General features: G+C 66.4%; 24 protein-coding genes and 1 pseudogene. 19 read left to right on the forward strand and 6 right to left on the reverse strand.

What is annotated here, in order from left to right; translation table 11 throughout:
- Positions 1-58: 58 nt before the first annotated feature.
- Genes JWS13_RS25425 through dmpG form a run of 3 tightly spaced genes read left to right on the forward strand, consistent with a single transcriptional unit; the run spans position 59 to position 2,870 of the window.
- Positions 59-874, forward strand: coding sequence for a 2-keto-4-pentenoate hydratase (locus tag JWS13_RS25425; protein WP_206008129.1), 816 nt, complete (start codon positions 59-61; stop codon positions 872-874).
- Positions 871-1,842, forward strand: coding sequence for an acetaldehyde dehydrogenase (acetylating) (locus JWS13_RS25430; protein ID WP_206008130.1), 972 nt, complete (start codon positions 871-873; stop codon positions 1,840-1,842). Before JWS13_RS25425 ends, JWS13_RS25430 begins: the two co-directional genes overlap by 4 nt.
- Positions 1,839-2,870 carry a 4-hydroxy-2-oxovalerate aldolase gene (gene dmpG / locus JWS13_RS25435; protein ID WP_206008131.1) on the forward strand — a complete coding sequence of 344 codons (1,032 nt, stop codon included), beginning with the start codon at positions 1,839-1,841 and terminating at the stop codon, positions 2,868-2,870. The genes JWS13_RS25430 and dmpG overlap by 4 nt, the downstream gene beginning before the upstream one ends.
- On the opposite strand, the gene JWS13_RS25440 is transcribed toward dmpG, so the two are convergent.
- Together JWS13_RS25440 and JWS13_RS25445 are read right to left on the reverse strand one after the other, a co-directional pair.
- Positions 2,853-3,041: a hypothetical protein gene (locus tag JWS13_RS25440; RefSeq protein WP_241032631.1), complete on the reverse strand. Its 189-nt coding sequence runs from the start codon at positions 3,039-3,041 to the stop codon at positions 2,853-2,855. The two genes, dmpG and JWS13_RS25440, sit on opposite strands and share 18 nt — an antisense overlap.
- A gap of 303 nt (positions 3,042-3,344) precedes the next feature.
- Positions 3,345-4,802 (reverse strand): catalase, encoded by a 1,458-nt coding sequence (locus JWS13_RS25445; RefSeq protein ID WP_206008133.1) that lies wholly within the window; start codon positions 4,800-4,802, stop codon positions 3,345-3,347.
- A gap of 427 nt (positions 4,803-5,229) precedes the next feature.
- On the opposite strand from JWS13_RS25445, the gene JWS13_RS25450 reads away from it, so the two are divergent.
- The 13 genes from JWS13_RS25450 to JWS13_RS25510 all read left to right on the forward strand — a co-directional run bounded on the left by JWS13_RS25450 (position 5,230) and on the right by JWS13_RS25510 (position 19,325).
- Positions 5,230-6,864, forward strand: a complete 1,635-nt coding sequence (locus JWS13_RS25450) for a ferritin family protein (protein ID WP_206008134.1) — start codon at positions 5,230-5,232, stop codon at positions 6,862-6,864.
- 85 nt (positions 6,865-6,949) lie between these two features.
- Positions 6,950-7,993, forward strand: a complete 1,044-nt coding sequence (locus tag JWS13_RS25455; RefSeq protein WP_206008135.1) for an FAD-binding oxidoreductase — start codon at positions 6,950-6,952, stop codon at positions 7,991-7,993.
- Positions 7,994-8,044: 51 nt separating this feature from the next.
- A complete protein-coding gene (locus JWS13_RS25460; protein ID WP_072942598.1) occupies positions 8,045-9,151 on the forward strand; it encodes an aromatic/alkene monooxygenase hydroxylase subunit beta in 1,107 nt (368 codons plus the stop codon).
- Positions 9,148-9,489 (forward strand): propane 2-monooxygenase effector subunit MimD, encoded by a 342-nt coding sequence (gene mimD / locus JWS13_RS25465; protein WP_206008136.1) that lies wholly within the window; start codon positions 9,148-9,150, stop codon positions 9,487-9,489. The genes JWS13_RS25460 and mimD overlap by 4 nt, the downstream gene beginning before the upstream one ends.
- A 113-nt stretch (positions 9,490-9,602) precedes the next feature.
- Complete coding sequence (locus JWS13_RS25470; protein ID WP_206008137.1) at positions 9,603-10,649, forward strand: zinc-binding dehydrogenase; 1,047 nt, start codon at positions 9,603-9,605, stop codon at positions 10,647-10,649.
- 65 nt (positions 10,650-10,714) lie between these two features.
- Positions 10,715-11,767 carry an amidohydrolase family protein gene (locus JWS13_RS25475; RefSeq protein WP_206008138.1) on the forward strand — a complete coding sequence of 351 codons (1,053 nt, stop codon included), beginning with the start codon at positions 10,715-10,717 and terminating at the stop codon, positions 11,765-11,767.
- The gene (locus tag JWS13_RS25480) at positions 11,764-12,507 is read left to right on the forward strand and encodes an iron-sulfur cluster assembly protein (protein ID WP_206008139.1); all 744 of its coding nucleotides are present in this window, start codon (positions 11,764-11,766) and stop codon (positions 12,505-12,507) included. Before JWS13_RS25475 ends, JWS13_RS25480 begins: the two co-directional genes overlap by 4 nt.
- Positions 12,504-13,529, forward strand: a complete 1,026-nt coding sequence (locus JWS13_RS25485; RefSeq protein WP_206008140.1) for an NAD(P)-dependent alcohol dehydrogenase — start codon at positions 12,504-12,506, stop codon at positions 13,527-13,529. The genes JWS13_RS25480 and JWS13_RS25485 overlap by 4 nt, the downstream gene beginning before the upstream one ends.
- 46 nt (positions 13,530-13,575) lie before the next feature.
- On the forward strand, positions 13,576-15,225 hold the full coding sequence (groL, locus tag JWS13_RS25490) for a chaperonin GroEL (protein WP_206008141.1): 1,650 nt from the start codon (positions 13,576-13,578) through the stop codon (positions 15,223-15,225).
- Between the two features lie 96 nt (positions 15,226-15,321).
- Positions 15,322-15,648, forward strand: coding sequence for a putative quinol monooxygenase (locus JWS13_RS25495; protein WP_206008142.1), 327 nt, complete (start codon positions 15,322-15,324; stop codon positions 15,646-15,648).
- Positions 15,649-15,695: 47 nt separating this feature from the next.
- On the forward strand, positions 15,696-17,066 hold the full coding sequence (locus JWS13_RS25500; RefSeq protein WP_206008143.1) for an FAD-binding oxidoreductase: 1,371 nt from the start codon (positions 15,696-15,698) through the stop codon (positions 17,064-17,066).
- Positions 17,063-17,383, forward strand: a complete 321-nt coding sequence (locus JWS13_RS25505; protein ID WP_206008144.1) for a hypothetical protein — start codon at positions 17,063-17,065, stop codon at positions 17,381-17,383. The genes JWS13_RS25500 and JWS13_RS25505 overlap by 4 nt, the downstream gene beginning before the upstream one ends.
- A gap of 190 nt (positions 17,384-17,573) precedes the next feature.
- Positions 17,574-19,325: a sigma-54-dependent Fis family transcriptional regulator gene (locus tag JWS13_RS25510; protein WP_206008145.1), complete on the forward strand. Its 1,752-nt coding sequence runs from the start codon at positions 17,574-17,576 to the stop codon at positions 19,323-19,325.
- Between the two features lie 505 nt (positions 19,326-19,830).
- On the opposite strand, the gene JWS13_RS25515 is transcribed toward JWS13_RS25510, so the two are convergent.
- Both JWS13_RS25515 and JWS13_RS25520 read right to left on the reverse strand, forming a co-directional pair.
- A complete protein-coding gene (locus tag JWS13_RS25515) occupies positions 19,831-20,742 on the reverse strand; it encodes a DMT family transporter (RefSeq protein WP_206008146.1) in 912 nt (303 codons plus the stop codon).
- Between the two features lie 36 nt (positions 20,743-20,778).
- Positions 20,779-21,408 carry a TetR/AcrR family transcriptional regulator gene (locus JWS13_RS25520; RefSeq protein WP_160097759.1) on the reverse strand — a complete coding sequence of 210 codons (630 nt, stop codon included), beginning with the start codon at positions 21,406-21,408 and terminating at the stop codon, positions 20,779-20,781.
- Positions 21,409-21,662: 254 nt separating this feature from the next.
- Here JWS13_RS25520 and JWS13_RS25525 point away from each other — a divergent pair, with 254 nt between their 5' ends.
- Complete coding sequence (locus JWS13_RS25525) at positions 21,663-22,496, forward strand: SDR family NAD(P)-dependent oxidoreductase (protein ID WP_206008147.1); 834 nt, start codon at positions 21,663-21,665, stop codon at positions 22,494-22,496.
- A pseudogene (locus JWS13_RS25530) lies at positions 22,493-22,942 on the forward strand (CoA-binding protein); the annotation flags it as partial. The gene JWS13_RS25525 and the pseudogene JWS13_RS25530, both read left to right, overlap by 4 nt.
- 7 nt (positions 22,943-22,949) lie before the next feature.
- Here the strand turns inward: JWS13_RS25530 and JWS13_RS25535 are convergent.
- Together JWS13_RS25535 and JWS13_RS45565 are read right to left on the reverse strand one after the other, a co-directional pair.
- On the reverse strand, positions 22,950-23,993 hold the full coding sequence (locus JWS13_RS25535) for an IS3 family transposase (protein ID WP_241032296.1): 1,044 nt from the start codon (positions 23,991-23,993) through the stop codon (positions 22,950-22,952).
- Complete coding sequence (locus JWS13_RS45565) at positions 23,966-24,223, reverse strand: hypothetical protein (protein WP_241032297.1); 258 nt, start codon at positions 24,221-24,223, stop codon at positions 23,966-23,968. Before JWS13_RS45565 ends, JWS13_RS25535 begins: the two co-directional genes overlap by 28 nt.
- Before the next feature lie 326 nt (positions 24,224-24,549).
- Here JWS13_RS45565 and JWS13_RS25545 point away from each other — a divergent pair, with 326 nt between their 5' ends.
- A complete protein-coding gene (locus tag JWS13_RS25545; protein WP_241032298.1) occupies positions 24,550-26,121 on the forward strand; it encodes an acetate--CoA ligase family protein in 1,572 nt (523 codons plus the stop codon).
- Positions 26,122-26,133: the final 12 nt, after the last annotated feature.

Consider the following 26,133-nt stretch of genomic DNA (forward strand, 5'->3'; position numbering starts at 1 on the left):
GAACCCATGACCGACCGGCCCGAACCCGGTGCCGAGATGCCACATTGCGAGGTAACTGATGGCCGCCCCCGTAGTTGATTCCCAACCGAATTCGTCGATCCAGACCGCCGCGGAGCGGCTCACGGCCGCCTCCACACGACCGTGTGCGCCCGTGCGGGACCTGCTCGGGACCACCGACATCGGCGCGGCATATGCCGTCCAGCAACTGCTGACCGACCAGCGTCTCGCTGCCGGGGGAACGGTCACCGGCCGCAAGATCGGGTTGACCTCCCCCGCCGTGCAGCAGCAGTTGGGGGTGGACCAACCGGACTTCGGGGTGCTGTTCGCCGACATGGACGTCACCGCCCTGCCCGAGGTGCCCAGCGCCCGGTTGCTGCAGCCGAAGGCCGAGGCCGAGATCGCGTTCGTGCTCGGCGCCGACCTCATCGACGGCGACCTCGACGACGCCCAGATCCGCGCCGCCGTCGCCCGCGCCGCCGCCGCGCTGGAGATCGTCGACTCCCGGATCGCGGACTGGGACATCACCATCACCGACACCGTCGCCGACAACGGCTCCTCCGGGTTATACGTCCTCGGCGACAACTGGCTCACCCTCGACGAATTCGAACCCCGCGACGTCGTGATGCAGCTGTACTCCGGCGACGAACTGGTCTCCGAGGGCACCGGCGCCGCCTGCCTGGGCGACCCCCTCGCAGCCCTGGCCTGGCTCGCCCGCACCGCCCGCGAGTACGGGCAACCGCTCCGCGCCGGGCAGGTCATCCTCTCCGGCGCCCTCGGCCCCATGGTCCCCACCCCACCCGGCACCACCGTCCGCGCCGAACTGTCCACCCTCGGCACCGTCACCGCCACCTTCTCGAAGGACACCCACTCATGAGCGACACCCCCACGATCAAGGTCGCGATCATCGGCTCCGGCAACATCGGCACCGACCTGATGATCAAGGTTCTGCGCAACTCCGACATCCTGGAGATGGGCGCGATGGTCGGCATCGACCCCAACTCCGACGGGCTCGCCCGCGCCGCCCGCCTGAACGTTCCGACCACCGCCGACGGCGTCCAGGGCCTGATCGGTCTCGACAACTTCGCCGACATCGACATCGTCTTCGACGCCACCTCCGCAGGGGCCCACCGGTCCAACGCCGCCGCCCTCGCCCCCTACGGCAAGAAGCTGGTGGACCTGACCCCGGCCGCGATCGGCCCGTACGTGGTGCCGCCGGTCAACCTCGAGCAGCACCTCGACGGGGACGTCGACAACGTCAACATGGTCACCTGCGGCGGGCAGGCCACCATCCCCATGGTCGCCGCCATCTCCGCCGTCACCCCTGTCGGCTACGCCGAGATCGTCGCGTCCATCGCGTCGAAGTCCGCCGGCCCCGGCACCCGCGCGAACATCGACGAATTCACCGAAACCACGTCGCACGCCATCGAACAGGTCGGCGGCGCGGCCCGCGGCAAGGCGATCATCGTCCTCAACCCCGCCGAACCACCCCTGCTGATGCGCGACACCGTCCTCGCCCTCATCGGCGACGCCGACCACGACGCCATTCGCGCCTCGATCACCGAGATGGCCGCCCGCGTCGCCGAGTACGTGCCCGGGTACCGGCTCAAGCAGGACGTCCAGTTCACCCCGATCCCCGACGGCGAACCCGTCCACACCCTGCTCCCCGGCGGCGCCGGCCCGGTCACCACCAAGGTGTCGGTGTTCCTCGAGGTCGAGGGCGCCGCCCACTACCTGCCCGCCTACGCCGGCAACCTCGACATCATGACCTCCGCCGCCCTGCGCACCGCGGAATCCATCGCCCGACGCATCCAGAACACGATCCCCGCGGAGGTCGCACCATGACCAAGCTGTACATCCAGGACGTCACCCTGCGTGACGGCATGCACGCCGTCCGGCACCGCATCACCCCCACCGACGTCGGCCGGATCGTCGCCGCCCTCGACGCCGCCGGGGTCGACGCCATCGAGGTCGCGCACGGCGACGGTCTCGCCGGCGGCTCCCTCAACTACGGGCCCGGCTCCAACACTGACTGGGAGTGGATCGAGGCCGCCGCCGACAACCTCACCCACGCCACCCTGACTACCCTGCTGCTGCCCGGTATCGGCACCATCGCCGAACTCGAACAGGCCCACAAGCTCGGGGTCCGCTCCATCCGGATCGCCACCCACTGCACCGAGGCCGACGTCGCCGCCCAGCACATCACCAAGGCCCGCGAACTCGGCATGGACGTCTCCGGGTTCCTGATGATGAGCCACATGACCCCCGCCGACAACCTCGCCAAGCAGGCGAAGCTGATGGAATCGTATGGGGCGCACTGCGTGTACGTCACCGACTCCGGCGGCCGGCTCACCATGAACGGTGTCCGCGACCGGGTCCGCGCCTACCGCGACATCCTCGACCCCGGCACCCAGATCGGGATCCACGCCCACGAAAACCTGTCGCTGTCCGTCGCGAACAGTGTCGTCGCCGTCGAAGAAGGCGTCACCCGCGTCGACGCCTCCCTCGCCGGGCACGGCGCCGGCGCCGGCAACTGCCCGATCGAGGCGTTCATCGCCGTCGCCAACCTCCACGACTGGGAACACGGCTCCGACCTGTTCGCCCTGCAGGACGCCGCCGACGACCTCGTCCGGCCCCTGCAGGACCGGCCCGTCCGCGTCGACCGGGAAACCCTCACCCTCGGCTACGCCGGCGTCTACTCCAGCTTCCTCCGGCACGCCGAAACCGCCTCGAAGAACTACGGCATCGACGTCCGCACCATCCTCCAGGAAGTCGGCAACCGCGGCCTCGTCGGCGGACAGGAAGACATGATCACCGACATCGCCCTCGATGTGCTTCGCACCCGTGAGTACTTGTTAACCACGGGCGGTTAATAAGTACTCACGGGCGCGGAGCGCACGGCGCCGGCCGGTGGTCCCGTCGGCGCCGAGCGGTTCGTAGCTGCCCGCGTAGAAGTGCACCGGGTAGGACAGCCACCACGCGAACACCCCGGTGCACACCAGGCCCGCGCCGAGTCCGAGGGCCGTTCCGATCAGAATCAGCATTACCACGGCAATCCGCGAGCTGCCGAGCGGCGCGGTGAGCCTGATCGATCTGCACACCGAGGACGGTTCGCGCGACGGCTCGATCCTCTACGTCGACGAAACCACCACCGCTGGGGGCTCCGCCCCCCGTGAGTACTTGTTAACGTCGGGCGGTTAACAAGTACTCACGGGTGCGGAGCGCATGGCGTGCCGCCCACCACCTCCGCCGCGTGGTGAACGGCACGCCCGCAGGCGACGCGCGGACCCTGTTCCCAGTCCAGAGTCGTGGCAGGCGCGCCGCCGGTCTGTTGGCAGGTGCTCGATCTACAAGGCGCCGAGCGCCTCACAGGCCTTGCGCACACCTTCGCCGTAGGCGGGATCGGCCTGGGTGCAGTTGGCGATGTGGCGTTCGATGACGGCGACCGACGCTCCGGTTATGGCGCGGGCGGTGTTCTCGAACAGCACGGTCTGCTGCTCGGCGTTCATGCTGCGGAAGAGGTTGCCGGGCTGTTCGAAGTAGTTGTCGTCGTCTGCCCGATAGTCGAACCGGTCGGCGACGGCTCCCACTCCGAGTGGCGGTTCGGCGTAGCTGGGCTGATCGGCGAACCGGCCGTGGGAATTGGGTTCGATGCTCGGGATGCTGCCCTGGTTGCCGTCCACTCGCATCGCGCCGTCACGGTGGAAGGAATTGACGTGCGCTGCGCCTCTCGGGCAGTTGACCGGGATCTGGTGGTGGTTGACGCCGAGTCGGTAGCGGGCGGCGTCGCCGTACGAGAACAGTCGGCCTTGGAGCATGCGGTCCGGGGAGAATCCGATGCCGGGAACGATGTTCGCCGGGGAGAACGCCGCCTGTTCGACGTCGGCGTGGTAGTTCTCCGGGTTGCGGTTCAGTTCGAGTTCACCGACCTCGATGAGGGGGTAGTCCTTCTTCGACCACACCTTGGTGAGGTCGAAGGGATGGTAGCGGTACGTCTGGGCGTCGGCTTCGGGCATGATCTGGACGGAGAGGGTCCACTTCGGGTAGTTGCCCTCCTCGATCGCGTTGAAGAGGTCCCGCTGCGCCGACTCGCGGTCGCCGGCGACGACGACGGCGGCTTCTTCGTCGGTGAGGTTCTTGATGCCCTGCTGGGTGCGGAAGTGGAATTTCACCCACGAGCGTTCCCCGGCGTCGTTGACGAACGAGTAGGTGTGTGAGCCGAATCCGTGCATGTGCCGGTAACCGTCGGGGATGCCGCGGTCGGACATCACGATGGTGATCTGGTGCAGGGCCTCGGGGAGATTGGTCCAGAAGTCCCAGTTGTTCTGCGCGGAACGAAGGTTGGACTTCGGGTCGCGCTTGACCGCGTGGTTGAGATCGGGGAACTTGAGGGGGTCGCGGAAGAAGAAGACGGGGGTGTTGTTGCCGACGACGTCCCAGTTGCCCTGTGCGGTGTAGAAGCGGACGGCGAAGCCGCGGATGTCGCGTTCGGCGTCGGCGGCGCCGCGCTCGCCCGCGACGGTGGAGAATCGCAGGAAGATTTCGGTCTGTTTGCCGACTTCGGAGAAGACGTCGGCGCTGGTGTGCGCGGTGATGTCGTGGGTGACGCGGAAGGTGCCGAAGGCGGCGGACCCTTTGGCGTGCATTCGGCGTTCGGGGATGACTTCGCGGTCGAAGTGCGCGAGTTTCTCGAGGAACCAGACGTCCTGCAAGAGCATCGGACCGCGCGCGCCGGCGGTGAGACTGTTCTGGTTGTCGGGTACCGGTGCACCGGCGACGGTGGTGAGTCCGTTCGGGTTGGTCATCGATTTCTCCTGTCTGTCACCCGGACCTGGTCGGGTGAATGCGGTTCGGCGAGAGCATCCCTCAGGATCGAGCGCGATGGTGTCTCAATTTGACATCCCGCGGTCGTCAAGAGTCACGCTCACCGGATCTTTCGGGACGGTCTCACCAGCTGGTGCAAACTCGTGTTTTGCAACCCCTCGGATCCGGCGCTGACGCCGATCGCGGCACCGTCGTGCTGCTGCCGCAGGGAGCTGTACCGGCCCCGCCCACCCGTGAGTACTTGTTAACCACGGGCGGTTAATAAGTACTCACGGGCGCGGAGCGCACGCCTGGATGTGACAGTCGTCTCACACTGAGACGGTCGAGAGCTGGGTCACACGGTTCAATGAATCGCACAACGTCCCCCACAGCCGGCACCCGGCCGGCTCTTGATCCAGGAGGCGCACATTGAGTAGGCAAAGCCTGACAAAGGCCCACGCGAAGATCACCGAACTGTCCTGGGATCCGACATTCGCAACCCCGGCCACTCGGTTCGGCACCGACTACACCTTCGAGAAGGCTCCGAAGAAGGATCCTCTCAAGCAGATCATGCGGTCCTACTTCCCGATGGAGGAGGAGAAGGACAACCGTGTGTACGGCGCCATGGACGGTGCCATCCGCGGCAACATGTTCCGTCAGGTGCAGCAGCGGTGGCTCGAATGGCAGAAGCTGTTCCTGTCGATCATTCCGTTCCCCGAGATCTCGGCTGCCCGGGCGATGCCGATGGCCATCGATGCCGTGCCCAACCCGGAAATTCACAACGGGCTCGCGGTGCAGATGATCGACGAGGTTCGTCACTCGACGATTCAGATGAACCTCAAGAAGCTGTACATGAACAACTACATCGACCCGGCCGGGTTCGACATGACGGAGAAGGCGTTCGCGAACAACTACGCGGGCACCATCGGCCGGCAGTTCGGCGAAGGATTCATCACCGGTGACGCGATCACCTCCGCGAACATCTATCTGACCGTGGTCGCCGAGACCGCGTTCACGAACACCCTGTTCGTGGCCATGCCCGACGAGGCCGCCGCCAACGGCGACTACCTGTTGCCGACCGTCTTCCACTCGGTGCAGTCCGACGAGTCGCGGCACATCTCCAACGGCTACTCGATCCTGCTGATGGCCCTCGCCGACGAGCGGAATCGTCCACTGCTCGAACGCGATCTGCGGTACGCATGGTGGAACAACCACTGCGTCGTCGACGCCGCAATCGGCACCTTCATCGAATACGGCACCAAGGACCGCCGCAAGGACCGGGAGAGCTACGCCGAGATGTGGCGTCGCTGGATCTACGACGACTACTACCGCAGTTACCTCATCCCGCTCGAGAAGTACGGCCTGACGATTCCGCACGACCTGGTCGAAGAGGCGTGGAAGCGCATCACCGACAAGGGTTACGTCCACGAGGTGGCCCGGTTCTTCGCCACCGGTTGGCCGGTCAACTACTGGCGTATCGATGCCATGACCGACAAGGACTTCGAGTGGTTCGAGCACAAGTACCCGGGCTGGTACTCGAAGTACGGCAAGTGGTGGGAGGAGTACAACCGGCTCGCCTACCCCGGTCGCAACAAGCCGATCGCGTTCGAAGAGGTCGGGTACCAGTACCCGCACCGGTGCTGGACCTGCATGGTGCCCGCCCTCATCCGCGAAGACATGGTCGTCGAGAAGGTGGACAACCAGTGGCGGACCTACTGCTCGGAAACCTGCTACTGGACCGACGCCGTCGCATTCCGCGAGGAATACCAGGGTAAGGCCACCCCGAATATGGGACGGCTCACCGGCTTCCGTGAATGGGAGACCCTGCACCACGGTAAGGACCTCGCCGACATCGTCTCCGATCTCGGTTACGTCCGCGACGACGGCAAGACCCTCGTCGGTCAGCCGCACCTCGATCTGGACGACCCGAAGAAGATGTGGACCCTCGACGACGTGCGGGGCAACACCTTCCAGAGCCCGAACGTGCTCTTGAACCAGATGTCCGACGCCGAACGCAACGCTCACATCGCCGCCTATCGCGCCGGCGGCACCGTACCTGCCTGATCCAGGCTCGGTGGGTGGCGCCGCGGCCACTTCCGGCGCCACCCACCGCTTCACCATTCACTTCACAAGCCCAGGAGAATCCCCCGTGGCCGACAAGCACCGTATCAACTTCGAGCCCGTCGACATCGAGATGGAAGTCGGCGAAGACGAGTACATCCTCGACGCCGCATTCCGGCAAGGCATCCACCTGATGCACGGCTGCCGCGAGGGGCGGTGCTCGGCCTGCAAGTCGTTCGTCCTGGACGGCGATATCCAGATGGAGAACTACTCGACATTTGCGTGCAACGAATCCGAGGTCGACGAAGGGATGGTATTGCTCTGCCGCTCAACCGCATACAGCGACTGCACGATCGAACTGCTCAACTTCGACGAGGACGAACTCCTCGGCGGTGTCCCCATCCAGGATGTACGCACCCAGGTGACCGGGATCGAGTCGATGACCAAGGACATCGTCTCGCTGCGATTGCAGCCCGTCGAACCCGCCGCCTACGAGTTCAGGCCCGGCCAGTACGCGGACCTGAAGATCCCTGGGACCGAGGAACATCGGTCCTTCTCGATGGCGACGACACAGTCGACACCCGGCCACATCGAATTCCTCATCAAGAAGTATCCGGGCGGAAAGTTCGCCGGGCTGCTCGACGATGCCATCTCGGTCGGCGACGAGATCAGCTTGACCGGCCCCTACGGGTCGTTCACTCTCAAGGAAGGTCACGTCCTGCCGATCGTGTTGATCGGCGGCGGAGCCGGAATGGCCCCCGTCCTCTCCCTCCTGCGGCACATGAGCGAGACGGGCAACACCCGCTCGGTGCACTTCTACTACGGTGCCCGGACGCCCGCCGACCTGTTCTACGTCGACGAGATTCTCCGACTCGGAGAAGGGCTCACGGATTTCACGTTCGTGGCCTGCCTGTCGGAATCGATGGTCCCGCAGCCGGCGGGATCGATCGTCGTCGAAGAAGGCAACGTCACCGACGTCGTGAGCCGCCGCGAACCGGACATCGGCAGGACCGAGGTCTACCTCTGCGGACCACCGCCGATGGTCGACGCGGCGCTCGCCCTGCTCGAGGCCACCGGCACCCCGAGCGATCAGATCTTCTACGACAAGTTCACCAGCCCCGCCTTCGAGTAGCCCACCACAGGAAATCACAGCCCTCTTTCACCGACAGAACTGAGAAACGAGATGACCGCAACCTCCGAGCCCAAGCAGCGGAGCTTTCCGAAGATCGAGTTCACCGACTCCGAAGCCGGTGCGCTGGAGTTCCCCAGCTCCCGCAGCCGCACTTTCAACTACTACACGCCGGCCAAGAAGCGGTCGACGATGTACGAGGACGTGACCGTCGACGTCCAACCCGACCCGGACCGCCACCTCTCCCAGGGCTGGATCTACGGATTCGGTAACGGACCGGGCGGATATCCGCAGGACTGGACCGTCGCGAAGTCGTCGAACTGGCATGCCTTCCTCGACCCGAACGAGGAGTGGGACCAGACGATCTTCCGCAACAACTCCAAGGTCGTCCACCAGGTCGAACTGTGCCTCTCCAACGCCAAGCGCGCCCGCGTCTACGACGCCTGGAACACCCCCTGGTTGACGTTCATCTCCCGCAACCTCGGCGCGTGGATGCATGCCGAGAACGGTTTGGCGTTGCACGTGTTCACGTCCATTCAGCGTTCCGGGCCGACCAACATGATCAACACGGCCGTCGCGGTGAACGCCGCACACAAGATGCGCTTCGCCCAGGACCTGGCGCTGTTCAACCTGGACCTGTCCGAGGCCACCGAGGATTTCGACGGAGACGCGCACAAGGCGGTGTGGCAGTCCGCGCCCGAGTGGCAGCCCACCCGGGAGGTCGTCGAGCGGCTCACCGCCGTGCCGGACTGGTGTGAGCTGCTGTTCGGCTCCAACATCGTCTTCGAACAGCTGGTCGGTTCGCTGTTCCGCACCGAACTGGTCATGCAGATCGCCGCAGGCAACGGCGACTACATCACCCCCACGATCGTCGGCACCGGTGAGCACGACTACGACCGCGACCTCGCGTACACCCGCAACCTGTTCCGGTTGCTCACCCGCGACCCCGAGCACGGCGAGTCGAACAAGGAACTGTTCGGCACGTGGCTGGCCACGTGGGTGCCACGGTGCCTCGACGCGGCCCGCGCGCTGCAGCCGATCTGGTCGCAGCCCGCCGACAAGGCCGTCACCTTCGCCGACAGCCTCGACGCCGCCACGGCGAAGTTCCGTTCCCTGCTCGAGGAGATCGGGCTCGACATCCCCAAGGAGTTGGACCAGTGACCATGCAATTCGGATCGTCCACCGAGTTCTCCAACATGTGCGGTGTCACGTTGATGAACACCCCGATCGGCCGGGTCGTCGCGGAGGTGATGGGCGCGAAGGACGGTGTGGAGCTGACCGAGTACCCGTCGATGATCCGCGTCGACGGCCAGAAGCTGCTCGACTTCGACTACGACGAACTGACCGACGCCCTGGGTCAGGATTTCGACGGCTCGATCTTCGAGGAGATCAGCTCCACCCACTACGGGCGCATGGTCCACCTCGACGAGAAGACCCTGCTGTTCGCAAGCCCCGAGGATGCCGCCGAGTACATCGGATTCGACCTCACGGAGCACTAGGGCATGTCTGGGGCCGACGCCGCCGACCGAACAGTGGTGGGCGGCGCCGGTCGACCGAGAGGCAACCCGGGAAGCGGCGGCTGCTCCGCCACCCCTCAGAGAATGAGATCACTGTGAAAGCACTTGTGTTCCAAGGTACTGGCGCGATGTCGTGGACCGATGTTCCCGACGCACGCCTGATCGACCCCACTGACGTGGTGGTCCGCGTCGATACCACCACGATCTGCGGCACCGACCTGCACATTCTCAAGGGGGATGTGCCCGCCGTCACCCCCGGCCGCGTTCTCGGGCACGAGGCGGTCGGGGTCATCACCGAGGTCGGGTCGGCGGTGACGTCGCTCGTGGTCGGCGACCGAGTGCTGGTGCCGGCCATCACTTCCTGCGGTAAGTGCGGTCCCTGCAAGACCGCCATGCCCTCGCACTGCGCCTCGGTCGGTGGTATCGGGTGGATCTTCGGGCACCTCATCGACGGAACTCAGGCCGAGTACGTTCGGGTGCCCTACGCCGAGACCAGCGTCCATGTGCTGCCCGATGCCGTCACCAACGAGCAGGCCATCTTCCTGGCGGACATTCTGCCCACCGGATTCGAGATCGGTGTGCAGAACGGCCACGTACAACCCGGCGACACCGTCGTTGTCGTCGGTGTCGGACCGGTCGGGCTCGCCTCGATCCGTACCGCTGGTCTCTATGGCGCCGCAACCGTCGTAGCAGTCGATCTCTCCGAGGCGAGACTGAAGCGGTCACTGAGTTTCGGTGCGGACGAGACGATCAACAGCGGCACCGAGGACGTCCGCGCCCGTGTTCTCGAACTCACCGATGGTCTGGGCGCACATGTGGTGGTCGAAGCGGTCGGAATTCCCGCGACCTTCGAACTGTGCACGACGCTGGTGCGTCCCGGAGGTCGCATCGCCAATGTCGGAGTGCACGGCAAGTCCGTCGACCTACATCTCGAAGACCTGTGGATCAACAACATCACGATCACCACCGGACTCGTCAACTGCACCACCATCCCGACCCTGCTGGACCTTCTGGCCCACGGCAAACTCGACGCCGGTGCCTTCAGCACTCATTCCTTCGGTCTCGACCAGATGATCGATGCGTACGACGTCTTCGCGCACGCGGACTCACACGATGCCTTGAAGGTGACCATCAGCCGATGAATGTCGCTACGCGACATCCGTAGTCAGTTCTGTACCAATAGTTCCCGAGTATTGGAGCATCCAGCATGTATGAGAAGAACGGCGAAAAGTACTTCATCGTAGACGGGCACGTGCACATCTGGGACGGCCGCGCGTCGAACCAGAAGAACGTGCACGGCAAGCAGTTCATCGACTGCTTCTACGACTACCACAAGAACCTCAGCCCGGAGGAGGTCGTGTGGGACTACGACACCTACACGTACTACGGCAGCGAACGCTTCGAGCGCGACCTCTTCGTGGACGGGTACGTCGACCACGCGATCTTCCAGGCCACCCTGCTGAGCGACTTCTACCACACCGGATTCGGGCAGACGGACGAAGCGCTCGCCCTGGTCGCCAAGAATCCCGGCAAGCTCACCTACAACCACGCCTACGACCCGCGTCACGAGGAAGCCGGCCTCGAACAGCTCCGCAAGGACGCGGACCGGATGAACCTGCAGGGCGTCAAGCTCTACACCGCCGAATGGCACGGCGACTCCCGCGGCTACAAACTCGACGAACCGTGGTCGCGGCGCTACCTCGAAGAATGCATCAAGCTGGGAATCAAGAACATTCACGTTCACAAGGGTCCGACGATCCGTCCCCTCGACCGCGACGCGTTCGACGTCTCCGACGTCGACAAGGTCGCCACCGACTACCTGGACCTGCGATTCGTCGTCGAGCACGTGGGTCTGCCGCGGCTCGAGGACTTCTGCTGGATCGCCACCCAGGAGTCGAACGTGTACGGCGGTCTGGCAGTCGCGTTGCCGTTCATCCACACCCGGCCCCGCTATTTCGCCCAGATCATCGGTGAACTGCTCTACTGGATCGGCGAGGACAAGATCCTGTTCGGCAGCGACTACGCATTGTGGACCCCGAAGTGGCTGATCGAGAAGTTCGTCGACTTCCAGATCCCCGAGGACATGCAGAGCGAGTACGCCCCGATCACCGTGGAGCAGAAGCAGAAGATCCTGGGCCTCAACGCGGCAGCGCTGTACGACATCGACGTTCCCGCCGACCTGCAACTGGCCGAGCCGGCCGGACAGGAAGGTGTGGAGGTCGCTGCCGGGGCGCGCGAGCCGGAATCCGTGCCGTCATGACCGCCGTCGTCGTCTGCACCGAACAGGACGTTCTGACGGCCCTGTCGACGGTCACCGATCCGGAACTGGACGAATCCATCACCGATCTCGGGTTCGTCCGGTCGGTCACCCTCGACGACGACGGGGTCACCGTGCACCTGCGGCTGCCCACCGCGTTCTGCTCGCCGAACTTCGCCTACCTGATGGCATCCGATTCCCTCGACGCGCTGCGCCTGATCGAGGACATCGGTGAGGTGCGGGTGCTGCTCGACGATCATCACGACAGCGACAAGATCAATGCCGGCCTCGCCGCCGACGCCGGATACGTCGGGACGTTCGGCTCCGAGGCGGAGGACAGTCTGCACGAGTTGCGTCGAATGTTCCGGTCCAAGGCGCACGCCGCCGCGATGGAACGCTGCGTCGAGGCACACCTGAAGACCACCGACCTGGGTGTGAACGAGATCTACCGGCTCACCCTCAGCGATCTCGCCTCGGGAAAGGCGAAGGCCGCGTTGCTGCGTCGCCGGATCGGCATCGGGTTGAGTATCTGCCCGGCCAGTCGGGTGTTCGTCGACGACGACGGCAAGCGCATCCCCCCGGAGTCGGTGCCGATGCGGCTGCGCTTCGCCAAGTCGGTGCGCATCTCGATGGAAGGCAACGCCCACTTCTGCCGCGGCCTGCTCGCCACCCGCTACGCCGACAGCGAATCCGTCGGCGCCACACCGCGAATCACCAACCTCAGAACCAGGAGCCCGCGATGAAGGCCGTGCAAGTGGTGGGATACCACACCAAACTGCAGCTCACCGACATTCCCGAACCCACGGTCGAGGGCCCCCTCGACGTCGTCGTGCGCATCGGCGGGGCAGGCGTGTGCCGCACCGACCTGCACATCCTGGAGGGGCAGTGGGAGGAGAAGACCGGCGTCGCGTTGCCGTACACGATCGGCCACGAGAACGCCGGCTGGGTGCACGCCGTGGGCGATGCCGTCACCAACGTCGCGGTCGGCGACAAGGTGATCCTGCACCCCCTGATCACGTGCGGGCTGTGCCGGGCATGCCGATTCGGTGACGACGTCCACTGCGAGAACAGTCAGTTCCCGGGCATCGACGTCAACGGTGGCTACGCCGAATATCTGCGCACCACCGCCCGCAGCGTCGTGAAGATCGACGACTCGCTCGAGCCGGCGGACGTCGCCGCACTCGCCGACGCCGGACTGACCGCATACCACGCGGTCGCCAAGGCCGCGAAGACAACCCGCCCCGGGGACGTCTGTGTGGTGATCGGTGCCGGCGGCCTGGGCCACATCGGAATTCAGGTCCTCAAGGCCATCTCCGGCGTGACGGTGGTCGTGCTCGATCGCAACCCGGCAGCCGTGGAACTGGCCGTGAAGATCGGCGCCGACCACGGCATCGTCGCCGACGGCACCCACATCCAGCAGGTACTCGACCTGACCGGCGGACACGGAGCCGAGGCTGTCGTCGACTTCGTCGGCGAAGGCGGCGCCACCCGGGAAGGCATCGCGATGCTGCGCCGCGCCGGGAACTACTACGTCGTCGGATACGGCGAGAACATCGACGTTCCGACCATCGATGTGATCTCCACCGAGATCAACTTCATCGGAAATCTCGTCGGCTCCTACAACGATCTTCAGGAGCTCATGACCCTTGCCGCCCAGGGCAAGGTCACGTTGCACACCACCCGGTACCGGCTCGAGGACTTCCAGCAGGCCCTCGACGATCTCGATGCCGGGCGGGTCCGCGGCCGGGCGATTCTCGTCCCGTAATACGCCGCATACTCCGCACAAGAAAAGCACGAAAGGACCATCAGCCATGGCAAAAGAGCTGCGGTACAACACGGACGCCCGAGCCCGACTCGAGCAGGGCGTCAACGCCCTCGCCGACGCGGTCAAGGTGACCCTCGGCCCCAAGGGGCGCAACGCGGTGCTCGAGAAACTCACCGGACCGCCGACCATCACCAACGACGGCGTGACCATCGCCCGCGAGATCCAGCTCCGCGAGCCGTTCGCGAACATGGGCGCCCAGCTGGTGAAGGAGGTGGCGATGAAGACCAACGGTGTCGTCGGCGACGGCACCACCACCGCAACCGTGCTCGCCCAGGCCATGGTCCGTGAGGGGCTGCGCTCCGTCGAGGCCGGAGCCAACCCCATGCGGGTCCGACGCGGTATCGAACGGGCCGTGTCCGTGGTCGTCGACTCTCTCCGCGAGCAGGCCTCCCAGATCGGGGGCCAGAGCGATCTGCAACGCATTGCGACGCTCGCCGCCAGCGACGACGACGTGATCGGACACGCCATCTCGAAGGCCGTCGACTACGTCGGCAAGTCCGGAGTCGTCACCACCGAGGAGAGCGACACGCTCGGGTTGTCCGTCGACATCGTCGACGGCATCGAGTTCGACCACGGCTACACCTCGGGGTACATGGTCACCGACCCGGAGCGGATGGAAGCGGTGCATGCCAATCCGCTGATCCTGCTGACCAACAAGAAGATCACCCAGGTCCAGGAGATCATGCCGGCCGTCGAGGTCGCCAAGCGCGCCGACCGGCCGCTGGTGGTGCTCGCCGAGGAGGTCGACGGGCCGGCCCTGCAACTGCTTGTCGGCGGCAACATGCACAAGACGATGCAGTCGGTGGTTGTCCGGGCCCCCGGTTTCGGGCATCGTCGGGTCGCCGAGCTCGAAGACCTCGCGGTGGCACTCGGTGGGCACGTCATCGCCAAGGACACCGGCATCGAACTGTCCGAGGTCAGCATGGAGCATCTCGGTTCGTGTGACCGGATCACGGTGACCGAGAACGAGACCACGATCGTCGGCGGGCACGGCGACCAGCGCCTGCTCGACGCCCGCATCGCCCAGCTGGAGTCCCAGCTCGAGCGCGCCAAGATCGAGGCAGACCAGGAAAGCCTCGAACTGCGCATCGCCCGGCTCACCGGGCGGGTCGCCGTCATCCGCGTCGGCGGCGCGACCAGTGTCGAACTCAAGGAACGGATGCTGCGCGTCGAGGACGCCCTGGCCGCGACCCGCGCGGCGGTGGAGGCGGGCATCGTGTCCGGCGGCGGCACCGCGCTGGCACAGTCACACCGGGCACTCGCCGACCTCGACCTGTCCGGAGACGAGGCCATCGGGTGCGACGTCGTACGCCGCGCCCTCGCCGAACCGCTGCGCTGGATCGCGATCAACGCCGGATTCGACGGCGACGAAGTCGTCGAGGTGGTCGCCGGTCTCCCGCTCGGGCACGGATTCAATGCCCTCACCGGTGAATACGGAGACATGTTCGACGACGGTGTGATCGACCCGTTCAAGGTCACCCGCGCCGCACTCGAAAGCGCGGCCTCGATCGCGGCACTGCTGATCACCACCGAAACCGCTGTGGTGGAGGAGATCATCGGCAATCCCGGGGCGATCATGGCTCCCGGCTTCGGCGATCTCGCCGAAGGCATGATCCGCCCGTCGAACATCTACTGACGCAGTCGAGTGGGTCACCGCCGCGAGCGGTGACCCGCTCTCCCCTGCTCGTGCGCCAACCCAGCCTTCGGGCGCCTCGAAAGAAAGTGAAGCATAGTGATTTTCATCGTGGTGAAGTTCAAGGTCCTCGACAAGCATCAGAACGACTGGCTGCTCGTCACGAAGGAGTTCACCGACGCGACCCGATCCGAACCGGGCAATCTCTGGTTCGAGTGGCACCGCAGCGCCGACGATCCCGCCGAATTCGTGCTGATCGAGGCGTTCCGGGACGGGCAGGCCGGTTCCGACCACGTCGTCGCCGACCACTTCCGGAAGGGACTGGACGCGATGCGTCCCGCGCTGAGTGAGACGCCGCGCATCATCCACACCGACCTACCCGGCACCGACTGGTCCCGCATGGGCGAACTGGAAATCGCCTCGTAATCGATCCGGGCGGCACATCACATCAGGTCGGCAGGGAAGGACAAGGTATGACGGTCGTGACGAGCGGCCCCGTCGCGGATCTGGTCGCGGAACTGGGCGATGCCGCGGTAATCGACAGCGACACCATGATCGCCTACACCCGCGATCAGGCGTTGCTCTGCCCGGCCGGGCGTCCGCTCGCCGTCGTCCGCGCCCGGACCGTCGATCATGTCGTCGCGACTCTGAAAACCGCGCACCGACACGGTATTCCGGTCGTGACGAGAGGTGCGGGCACCGGTCTGGCCGGCGGAGCCAACGCGATCGACGGCTGCATCGTGCTGAGTACCGAGAAACTCGACCGCATCCTCGCCGTCGACGAACAGTCCCGCACCGCCACGGTCGAGGCGGGCGTGATCAACGGCGACCTCGCGACCGCGGTGGCGGCGCGCGGACTGTGGTACGTCCCCGACCCCGGCAGTCGCGCCATCTCCACGATCGGCGGGAACCTCGCGACCGACGCGGGCGGCGCCTGCTGCGCAAAGTACGGGGTCACCGGCGACCACGTCGCCCGGATCAAGGCGGTCCTCGCGGACGGCCGGATCATCCACACCGGGGCCGTCACCCGCAAGAATGTGGCCGGTTTGAACCTGACTCGACTGCTGGTCGGGTCCGAGGGCGCCCTGGCGGTGATCGTCGAGGCGACGGTGCGGCTGCGCCGGGCCCCGGCCCACACGGCCACCGTCGTCGCCGCGTTCTCCGATACCGTCCAGGCCGTCGACGCGGTGCTGGCGATTCAGGCGGTGGCCGACCCGAGCCTGGTCGAACTCATGGACCGCACCACCATCGCGGCCGTCAACGACATGACCCATATGGGTCTCGACGAGACGGCAGGCGCGCTGCTGCTGATCCAGTGCGACGGTGACGCCGCCGAGGCCGAAGCCCAGCGCAGCGCGGACGCATGCCGCGCCGCCGCGGCCACCGAGTTGTACGTGAGCACCGACGCCGCCGAAGGCGACGCCCTCATGCAGGCGCGCCGCGTGGCGCTGACCGCCCTGGAACGCCGCGGCAGCACCCTGCTCGACGACCTGGCCGTGCCGGTTCCCCGGCTACCGCACATGCTCGATGCCATTGCCCGGATCGCCGACCGCCACCGCCTGCTCATCGGCACGTTCGGCCACGCCGCCGACGGGAACCTCCACCCCACGATCGTCTTCGACGCGGCCGACCCCGACGCCGCCGACCGGGCCAATCGGGCCTTCGACGAGATGGTGACCCGATGTCTGGCGCTGGGCGGATCGATCACGGGCGAGCACGGCGTCGGCAGCCTCAAACGCCGCTACCTCGAACCCATGATCGGCTCGGTCGAGAGATCCCTGATGACAGGGATCAAGGCGGCATTCGACCCGACCGGAATTCTGAACCCGGGCCGCGCGATATGACGGCGACGACCCTGCATGCCCACTCGACGCCGGACGACGACCTCGTCCTGGAATTCGGCACCCGGTGGGCGGTGTTCGGCGGCGGCAGCGCCGAAGACATCTTCATGACCTTCGGCTGGACCGAGTCGCGGTACTTCCAACGACTGCAGGTCCTGGCCGGGCGCCGATTCTCACCCCTCGACGCCTCACTCCGGCACCGTTTGCTCGCCGTATGCGCCGAGCGGCTACAGCAGATCGATCATCCTCCCCACCCTGCGACGAAAGGCCCCGACCATGACAGCGCACCCCGGACGGCGGCGCGGCCGTCCCCATACTGAACCCGGACCTTCTCCGGCGCCGGGCACCCTCACGCCGGCCGACCTCGCCAGCGTCCTCGAAGTACTGACCGGTACCCGGGCGACGGTCGAACACCCTCCGACGGACCGTCTCATATTGAGACGCGTCTCACATCGAGACGACGTACGCTCAGGTTCATAGACCTGTGGAGAAACGGGGCGTAAACACGGCATGACCACCAAGAACCTGCAGAAGGCGCGAGAGCTGTTTCTCGCCGACAACGATCTCGACAGCTCCGTTCGCCAACCCATCTCGTTCTCCTGGCAACGATCGAAGTCGCTCAAGGTGAGCCCTGATCAACTCGACCTCCCGTTCGTCCGAGAGCCGAATCTGGACTGTCCCCTGGTCGCGGCCGCCGAACCCGTATTGCGGCAGCTCGCGGACGGCCTTGTCGACGAACCGGTCAGCGTGATCCTGACGTCCGCTGACGGAGTGATCCTGACCAGGATCGCCGCCAGCCGAAGACTCAATCGCACCCTCGACGACGTCCAGCTGATACCCGGGTACAGCTACTCGGAAGAGTTCGCCGGCACCAACGGCATCGGCACGACCCTGGAAACCCGCCAGCCCACCCTCGTGACGGGCGCCGAACACTACGCCGACTGTCTCGGGCAATTGGCCTGCGCGGGTGTCCCGATCACCCATCCGATGTCCGGCACCCTCGTGGGGGCACTCGATCTCACCGGCTGGGTAGAGGACGGGGGTCCGTTGCTCGCCACTCTCGCCAAATCCGCCACTGCTCAGATCGAAGGCCGTCTCCTGGCGCAGGCCAGTGCCGACCAGACGTCGTTGCTCAATGCGTATCTCAAGGCGTGTCGCCGATCGCCGCAGGCCGGGGTGCTGGCGCTCGGAGACGACGTCGTCCTCGTCAACCGGCGACTGCGCGTGGCGCTGGACGCCCAGGATCAGGCAGCGTTACTCGAACACGCCGTCGACCTGAGCAGCGTGAACGCCACCTATCGGCATATCGTCGCCCTGCCCAGCGGTCAGACGGCCAGGTTGTCCTCGATCGAGGACTTCGGGCTCGGAGCCCGCAGGCCGATGGCCTTGTTCTACGTGCATCTCCACGATGTCCCCACATCATCTCTAGCCCCTGCACCGGCGAGCACCGGCGTGTTGCCCGGCATCACCGGCACCAGCGCGTCCTGGCGCCGCACCTGCCAGCAGATCACTCGCTGCGCACGCGAGCAGCAGTGGGTCATCGTGTCGGGTGAGCCCGGCAGCGGCCGCGGATCCGCTCTCAAAGCTGTTGCTGTCGAACATATTCCCATTCGAACCCGGATCTTCACGGCCGCCGAACTCTCCGACGACAGCACCGCGCTGCCGGCCCTCGAGCAGGAACTCGACCAGGAACGATTCAGCGTGATCCTGCGCGACATCGACCTGCTCGGCGAGTCACAGCAGCGGGTCGTCGCCGACCTGATCCAAGGGCGCGAACACGCCGGATGGATCGGCGCGACCATCGGCGGCACCGGTCACAACACCGATCTCGATGCGCTGCTCCTTCCCCACTTCAGCCACACCGTCACGATGCCGGCCCTGCGGCATCGCATCGACGACCTGCACAGTCTGGTACCGCATCTGCTACGACAACTCGGTCGCGGCGCGGAGCTGTCCCTCTCGCCTGCGGCAATGCGCCAACTCTGCAAGTACAGCTGGCCGGGAAACGTCACCGAACTCCGGCAGGTCCTGCACGAGGTCGTCCAACGGCAGCGCTCCGGTGTCGTCGAAGTCGAGCAGCTACCCCCGATGTGCCGGGCCCTGAGCCGGCACACCCTCACCCAGATCGAAGCTCTCGAACGCGATGCCATCGTGCGCAGCCTCGAAGAGAACCACGGCAACAAGAAAGCCGCGGCAACAGCTCTCGGCATCTCACGGGCCACGATCTACCGCAAGATCAAGGAATTCGGCATCGACGTGTGACGCGCCCTTCGTCCTCCTTCTTTCGTGTCAGAAAATGAGACACCCGCCGCGCCGCAGTCGGCGGAACATGAGGTCAGACAGAAAATCCCACGCGAATCATCAACTCGCTGAGGAGCAATCCCTTTCGAGCACGGATCCGCGGCCGGACTGGACGAGGACGACCCATGAACACGAATCCGCTTGGCGCAATGACCCGCTCGGAAGCGCACCGCAGCAGGACCGCTCGGGTGTGGTTGGTCGCCGGGCTGGCGCACACGTCCGAACCCGTCGACCGGCCCGCCGTCCGTGACGATCTCATGCGAACCTGGGTTCCGGAGCCGGGCAGCGGTTACCGCACTCCCGACGGCCGCCGTCGCACGACGTGGGCGACTGCACTCCCGGTTCGATCTCGTGGAGGTGACCCCATGACAACCACCTGCGCGATCCGGCCTACCGCGCACCATCCCCGGATGACCGCACGACGGGATGGGCTTCGCCCCCGTGAGTACTTATTAACTACGGGCGGTTAATAAGTACTCACGGGCGCGGAGCGCAAGAAGGGCAGAGCCGCCGACGCGAGCAGGACGACGGCCATCCCCGCCCACTGCGGCGGCGACAGTTGCTCGCCCAGCAGGACCTGTGCGGCGAGCACCCCGACCACCGGTTCGAGCAGTCCGAGGAGGGCGACGGACGCGGATCCGAGTGCGCGCACGGCGATGAAGGAGCAGCCGATTCCGATGGGCATCAGGAGGAGTCCCTGGAACAGGATGGACCCCCACCCGCTGGGTGCGAACGTCCAGGACTGTCCGTCGACGACGGCGATCGCGCCGGTGGCGATTCCGGCGCCGAGTGATGCCAGTGCGCCCGCGGCGACGGGGCTGACCTGGTGCACCCATCGTTCCCCGACCACCAGGTACAGGGCGTACCCGGCGGCGCTGAGGAGGGCGAGCACGGCCCCGTTCAGTGCGACCGCGGAGGTGCCGGCGCCCGCGACGAGGGCGATGCCGCCGGACATCGCGACGGCCAGGATCAGCTGACCGCGGTTGATCCTGTTCCGGGTGACCATCCAGACGAGTGCCATCACGAACAGCGGGTAGATGTGGACGATCACGACCGCGATCTGGGCACCGGTGACCCGTACCGCCGCGAAGAAACACAGCAACTGGATGCCGAACAGCGGGCCGCAGACGCAGCACAGTCCGACAGCGGACTTCCACGTCACGCCTTTCAGCCGTCCGGTGGACCAGGCGAGAAGGAACAGCAGTGCGGCACCGACGAGGCTACGGAGGCAGACGAGGACAGCCGGTGACACGCCGCCGGCGTAGCCGATCGCGGCGAACGTGGGGGTGAGTCCGTAGGCGATCGCGGAGGCCGCACCGCATCCCCAGGCGACCGCACTGCCGCCGCGCGTCCGCCGTTCCGTGGAGCTAGCGACCATCGGCCCGAACGAGCCGGGCGGCCCGCGAAGGCCGGGTCACCATTTGCGCGGCGCGACGAGTTCGTCGTGGACGAACTGCACGAGTACCTCTTTCATCGCGGCGACGGTCATGTTCGGTGCGCCGGTGAGGACCTGGATGGCGGTCCCGTCGGTGAGCGCGGTCAGCCGCTGCGCGATCGTCTCCGGGTCGACGTCGGTGCGGAAGATCTCCTGCCGTTGTCCGCGCCGGACGATCTTGACGACCGTCTCGTGCCAGCGCGCGTAATACGTGTTGTGGAAAGGGCGGAGTTCGGGCCGGAGCGTTGCCTCGGCCCAGAACTGCAACCAGATGGACCACTCGTCGCGCAGCGGCCCGACTCGGGGCAACTGCATGTCGATCAGGCGGAGCAGCCGTTCGTGGGCGTTGTCGATCGCCTTCAGTTCGCGGCTCTGCCGGTCGAAGGCGTTGTCGATGGCGTGGCGGAGGGCCGCGGTCAGGACGTCGCTCTTGCCGGGGAAGTAGTAGTGCACCGCCCCGGTGCTGGTGCCGACGACCTGGGCGATGTCGGAGATGCGGACCGAGTGGTATCCGCGCTCGGCGATCAGTTGAGCCGCAGCATCGAGTATCGCCGTTCGGCGCGCGTCCTCGGTGAGTTGAGCGGTCACTGTCCCTCCTTCGATTGTCATCTGACTGATCCATCAAATCATACGCTGCAAACTGACGCATCAGTCAGACGTCGGATTTCGGACCAGAAAATCGTCAACGGCCGATCTTGGCGCACATAACAGCAGCTAAAAGCCACGAAACAAGCCGGCCCCACATCTGAGCGTCGAGTCAGTTTCGGCGAATCCCTTGACATCTGTGGGCTGGATCACGGTATAACTGATGCATCAGTCAGACCCCATTGGTCGGAACGGTAGCGACGAGAGGCGAACGCTCGATGGAATGTGAGAACCCAGGTGGAGGCGCCGGACAGGTGCTGCGCCCCGACGTCCATCGCGGGCGGGTGGCACTGATCACCGGTGGAGGCACCGGGATAGGGCGCGCGATCGCACTGGACATGGCGCGGTGCGGAGCCGACGTCGTCATCAGCGGCCGCAGGCCCGAGCCCCTCGAGAAGACCGTCGCCGAGATCGAGGCGCTGGGCGGACGGGCGCTCGCCGTGCCCGCGGACATTCGCGAAGAAGAGCAGGTGACCGCCCTGGTCGATCGGGCCCTGGAGCGGTTCGGCCGCATCGATATTCTGGTCAACAACGCCGGCGGCCAGTTCGCGGCGCCGGCCGAGGACATCACGAGCAAGGGATGGCGCGCCGTTCACCGTCTCGCCGTCGACGCCACGTGGGCGGTCACCCGGGAGGTCGCCGTTCGCGCGATGATTCCGCAGCGGTCCGGATGCATCTTCTTCATGGCGTTCTCCCCGCGCCGGGGAATCGCATCGATGGTCCACGCGACCTCGGCCCGTGCGGCCCTCGAAAACCTCGCGTCCGGACTGTCGCTGGAGTGGAGCCGGTACGGAATCCGGTCGATCTGCATCGCCCCCGGCACCATCGCGACGGAGGGCATGGAGGACAACTACACGGAAGAGGCCCGCGCGCAGTGGACGTCCGCGGTGCCGCTCGGACGGCTGGGCACGGCCGAGGACGTCTCCGGGGTCGTCACGTTCCTCGCCTCGCCCGCAGGCAGTTACGTCACCGGGACCACGCTGGTGATCGACGGCGGCGCCGACGCCTGGGGCACGGGCCATCCCGCACCGAAGGTCGAGGAGACCCGATGAGCGCGATCGCGGACCGCGACCTCACGGCACTGTTCGATCCGCGTTCGGTCGCGGTCCTCGGTGCGAGCAACGACGAGACCAAGTACGGCAACTGGATCAGCGTCCAGGCGCTCCGGATGACGGGCCACCGGTCGGTCCACCTCGTCAACCGGCGCGGCGAGCGCATCCTCGGTCAGCCGTCGCTCCGCAGCCTGTCGGAACTCGACGAACGAGTCGACCTCGTGGTCATCACCGTTCCGGCACAGGGATTCGAGGAGGCCGTCGACGACGCCCTCGCAGCGGGCGCCACCGCGATCGTCGGTGTCACCGCCGGCTTCGCCGAACTCGGCGCTGCCGGCAAGGCGGTGCAGGACCGGGTCGTGGCGCGGGTGCGGGCGGCCGGAGCGGTCCTCCTCGGGCCGAACTGCCTGGGTGTGCTGGACTCGAGCACCGCGCTGACGCTGGCGGTAGTTGTCAACCTGTCTGAGACAGGTTCTGGTTGATGTTGATGCCTGTCGGTTGTGGCGGGGGTGGTGCCAGGGGTCGGCGGCGGAACCGTTCGGGGTGTTCGGCCCAGATCTGGTCCAGCCGGTGCTGTCGGCGGCGGTGTTCCTCGGTGTCGAGGCCGAGGAACACCGCTACGGGGGTGTGCCGGCCCAGGGCACTGTGACGGTGTTCGAGCGCGTAGCGGGTCATGAACGTTTCGGTCCATCGCCGCGCGTGGTCGATGTCGTCGAACCGGAGCGGGCACGACAGGTCGTACTTGATGGTCTTGAACAGCGACTCGGAGAACGGGTTGTCATCGCTGACCCTCGGCCGTGAGTAGGTGCGGCACGCGCCCGCCTCGTCGAGGGCGTCGATCAGGGCATTCGAGCGCATCGACGGACCATTGTCGGCATGCACCACCTCGGGCACCCCGAACGTCTCGAACGCCTCGGCGAACATCCGCACCGCCAACTCGGGAACCTCGGCGTACTCGATCCGCCAGGCCACCGGGAACCGTGAGAACACGTCCATCACCAGGTACAGCAGATACCGGTCCTGCTTGCGGGGACCGTGCAACATCGTGATGTCCCACGACCACAACTGCCCGGCCCGACCGGCCTGGGCGACCGGTGCCCGGCGGGCCGCGGTCGTGGTCCGCCGGGTGCGGCGACGGTCCCCGGTCAACTTCTGCGCACGCGCCACCCGGTAGAACGTCGACTCCGAACACGCGACGAGCCCGGCGTCGAAAGAACGCCAATACACTTGCACCACAGACAGATCCGTGTTTTCCTCGGCCAGGATCAACTCGATGATCCGAGCTCGCTCGTCGTCGGACAACGCGGCGGGCTGGTGCCGCTGAACGTGCGGGACCGGGTCGGTGACCGGAACGTAGTGCCGGTAACCGCGGGTGCGCCGGTAGTAACTCGACCGCGGCACACCGAGCAGGGCACACGCCGCCGTGACCGGTATCGCCGCGTCCCGGTGCAACGCGCCGACGGTGTCGATCAGGACAGCTTCTCCCGCTCGAGCCACTGCGCGTACTCGCTCGCGCTCATCAACGCCGGTGGGATCGCAGAGGGGTCCTCGTTCGAGCGCTTGGTGATCCCCTGCAAGAGCTCGAACGCTTTTCCCAGGATCTCCTGGGCGGTCTCCGCCTGTTCCACCTGGGCCTTGAGTCGTGTGTTCTCCCGGCGCAGCCGCGCCAGCTCGGCCCGATCCCGACTGTCCATCCAGTTCCTCGACTTCTCTGCAGCGGCGACCATCGCCTGTGTGTATTGTCCGCTCTCCCGCGCCCGCGAAGCCACGCGGTGACGTGGTTCTTGCTCAGGTTCAACTCACGTAGCAGTCGTGTCTTGGCGCCGTGCTCGGTGCACTCGTCCCACCGGCGCAGCACCTCGATCCGAAACGCGATCGGAAACGAACGCCTACCCGTCGGACCACGCCCGATCGGAAAGCTGTCGATATCGGTCACAGGGAACTCCGCTCCCCACGCCGACTGCCAGGTGTCTCACGACCATGCTGACAGCCAACGCTGGCGTCGAACCCGCTGCCCGCCGGACGCGTCGCGCTGCTCTCGCAGAGCGGCAACATGGCACTCGAACTCAGCCAGTTCCTCGAGGCCCGCGGACACGGGTTCTCCCGATTCGCCTCGCTGGGGAACCAGGCGGACCTCGGCGCCGCCGACCTCATCCGGTCGTGCGTCGAGCACGACGACACCGAACTCATCGCCGTGTACTGCGAGGACTTCGGTGACGGGCGGGCGTTCGTCGATGCCGCCGCGCAGGCGTCCCGCGCCGGGAAGCCGGTGCTGCTGCTGACGGTGGGTGGCAGCGAGGCCTCCATCCGCGGGGCGCAGTCGCACACGGGATCGCTGACGTCCGACAGCGCGGTCATCGACGCGGCCTGCCGCGCGTCCGGGGTGTACCGGGTGTCGAGTCCGCGCCAACTCGCGGACGTCGCCGCGACACTCCTCGGGTACGGACCCGCGGAGGTGCGCCGGGTCGGTGTCGTCGCCGACGGCGGCGGTCACGCGGGCGTCGCGTCCGACGTTGTGGAGACCGCCGGACTCACGGTTCCGGAGTTCCCCGCCGCCATCAGCGGCGCACTGCGCGACCTGTTGCCGCCGTCCGCCGGAGTGACCAACCCGGTCGACCTCGCGGGCGCCGGGGAACAGGACATCACCTCGTTCGTCTCGGTCCTCGACACCATCCTGCAGAGTCCGGCGGTCGATTCCGTCCTTCTCACCGGATATTTCGGCGGCTACGGCAGTTACGGCGAGAACCTGGCGCGCAAGGAGATCGAGACCGCCCGTGCGATGGCGGAAACGGCCCGCGCCCACGGCAAACCCGTCGTCGTGCACACGATGCATCCCGACAGCGCCGCGGCGAGGGTGCTCGCCGACAGCGGGGTCCCGGTCTTCCGCGCGGTGGAGGACGCGGCCGGAGCGCTCGGCGTCATCGCCGAAACCGCTGCGCCGCAACATCAGGTGAGCTCGGACGGCCTGCCGTCCGCACCGGTCACCACCGACGCGTACTGGGATTCGCGTGAACTGTTCCGCGACGCCGGCGTCGAATTCCCCGCGGCACGCCTGGTGCAGAATTGCGCCGAGGCGGTGGCGGCGGCCGAAACCGTCGGATACCCGGTGGTCCTGAAAGCGATGGGCCTGCTGCACAAGTCCGACTCCGGCGGGGTCACACTGGGTCTGGGGTCGGCGGAACAACTCGCCGATGCGTTCACCCGCATGGACGCCTCGCTCGGCGCGTCCGCCTACTGCGTCGAGGCGATGGCCGACCTCAGTGAGGGGGTCGAACTCATCGTCGGGGTCCAGACCGACCCGCGGTTCGGTCCCGTCGCCATGGTCGGTCTCGGCGGCATTTTCACCGAGGTCCTCGCCGACGTGTCCTTCGCACTGGCGCCGGTCGACGCGGAGACCGCCCGCGGCCTGCTCGACAACTTGCGGGCGTCCGCCCTACTCAGAGGGGTGCGGGGCAGGCCGCCGATCGACATCGACGCCGCCGCGGACGCCATTGCCGCGATCACCGCCGTGGCCACCGCACACCCCGAGATCGCGGAACTCGAGATCAACCCCCTGCTCGTCACCCCGAAACAAGCCCTCGGACTCGACGCGCGCATCGTCCTGAACTCATCGAACACCAACTGACACAAGGAAGTT

The sequence above is a fragment of the Rhodococcus pseudokoreensis genome, assembly GCF_017068395.1.
GTDB lineage: Bacteria > Actinomycetota > Actinomycetes > Mycobacteriales > Mycobacteriaceae > Rhodococcus_F > Rhodococcus_F pseudokoreensis.

Bases quoted from the DNA above. Each gene is read 5' to 3' on its own strand.
- JWS13_RS25425 (WP_206008129.1), top strand. From the start codon at position 59: ATGGCCGCCCCCGTAGTTGATTCCCAACCGAATTCGTCGATCCAGACC.
- JWS13_RS25430 (WP_206008130.1), top strand. From the start codon at position 871: ATGAGCGACACCCCCACGATCAAGGTCGCGATCATCGGCTCCGGCAAC.
- dmpG (WP_206008131.1), top strand. From the start codon at position 1,839: ATGACCAAGCTGTACATCCAGGACGTCACCCTGCGTGACGGCATGCAC.
- JWS13_RS25440 (WP_241032631.1), bottom strand. From the start codon at position 3,041: ATGCTGATTCTGATCGGAACGGCCCTCGGACTCGGCGCGGGCCTGGTG.
- JWS13_RS25445 (WP_206008133.1), bottom strand. From the start codon at position 4,802: ATGACCAACCCGAACGGACTCACCACCGTCGCCGGTGCACCGGTACCC.
- JWS13_RS25460 (WP_072942598.1), top strand. From the start codon at position 8,045: ATGACCGCAACCTCCGAGCCCAAGCAGCGGAGCTTTCCGAAGATCGAG.
- JWS13_RS25475 (WP_206008138.1), top strand. From the start codon at position 10,715: ATGTATGAGAAGAACGGCGAAAAGTACTTCATCGTAGACGGGCACGTG.
- JWS13_RS25480 (WP_206008139.1), top strand. From the start codon at position 11,764: ATGACCGCCGTCGTCGTCTGCACCGAACAGGACGTTCTGACGGCCCTG.
- JWS13_RS25485 (WP_206008140.1), top strand. From the start codon at position 12,504: ATGAAGGCCGTGCAAGTGGTGGGATACCACACCAAACTGCAGCTCACC.
- groL (WP_206008141.1), top strand. From the start codon at position 13,576: ATGGCAAAAGAGCTGCGGTACAACACGGACGCCCGAGCCCGACTCGAG.
- JWS13_RS25500 (WP_206008143.1), top strand. From the start codon at position 15,696: ATGACGGTCGTGACGAGCGGCCCCGTCGCGGATCTGGTCGCGGAACTG.
- JWS13_RS25505 (WP_206008144.1), top strand. From the start codon at position 17,063: ATGACGGCGACGACCCTGCATGCCCACTCGACGCCGGACGACGACCTC.
- JWS13_RS25510 (WP_206008145.1), top strand. From the start codon at position 17,574: ATGACCACCAAGAACCTGCAGAAGGCGCGAGAGCTGTTTCTCGCCGAC.
- JWS13_RS25515 (WP_206008146.1), bottom strand. From the start codon at position 20,742: ATGGTCGCTAGCTCCACGGAACGGCGGACGCGCGGCGGCAGTGCGGTC.
- JWS13_RS25520 (WP_160097759.1), bottom strand. From the start codon at position 21,408: ATGACAATCGAAGGAGGGACAGTGACCGCTCAACTCACCGAGGACGCG.
- JWS13_RS25525 (WP_206008147.1), top strand. From the start codon at position 21,663: ATGGAATGTGAGAACCCAGGTGGAGGCGCCGGACAGGTGCTGCGCCCC.
- JWS13_RS45565 (WP_241032297.1), bottom strand. From the start codon at position 24,223: ATGGTCGCCGCTGCAGAGAAGTCGAGGAACTGGATGGACAGTCGGGAT.
- JWS13_RS25545 (WP_241032298.1), top strand. From the start codon at position 24,550: ATGGCACTCGAACTCAGCCAGTTCCTCGAGGCCCGCGGACACGGGTTC.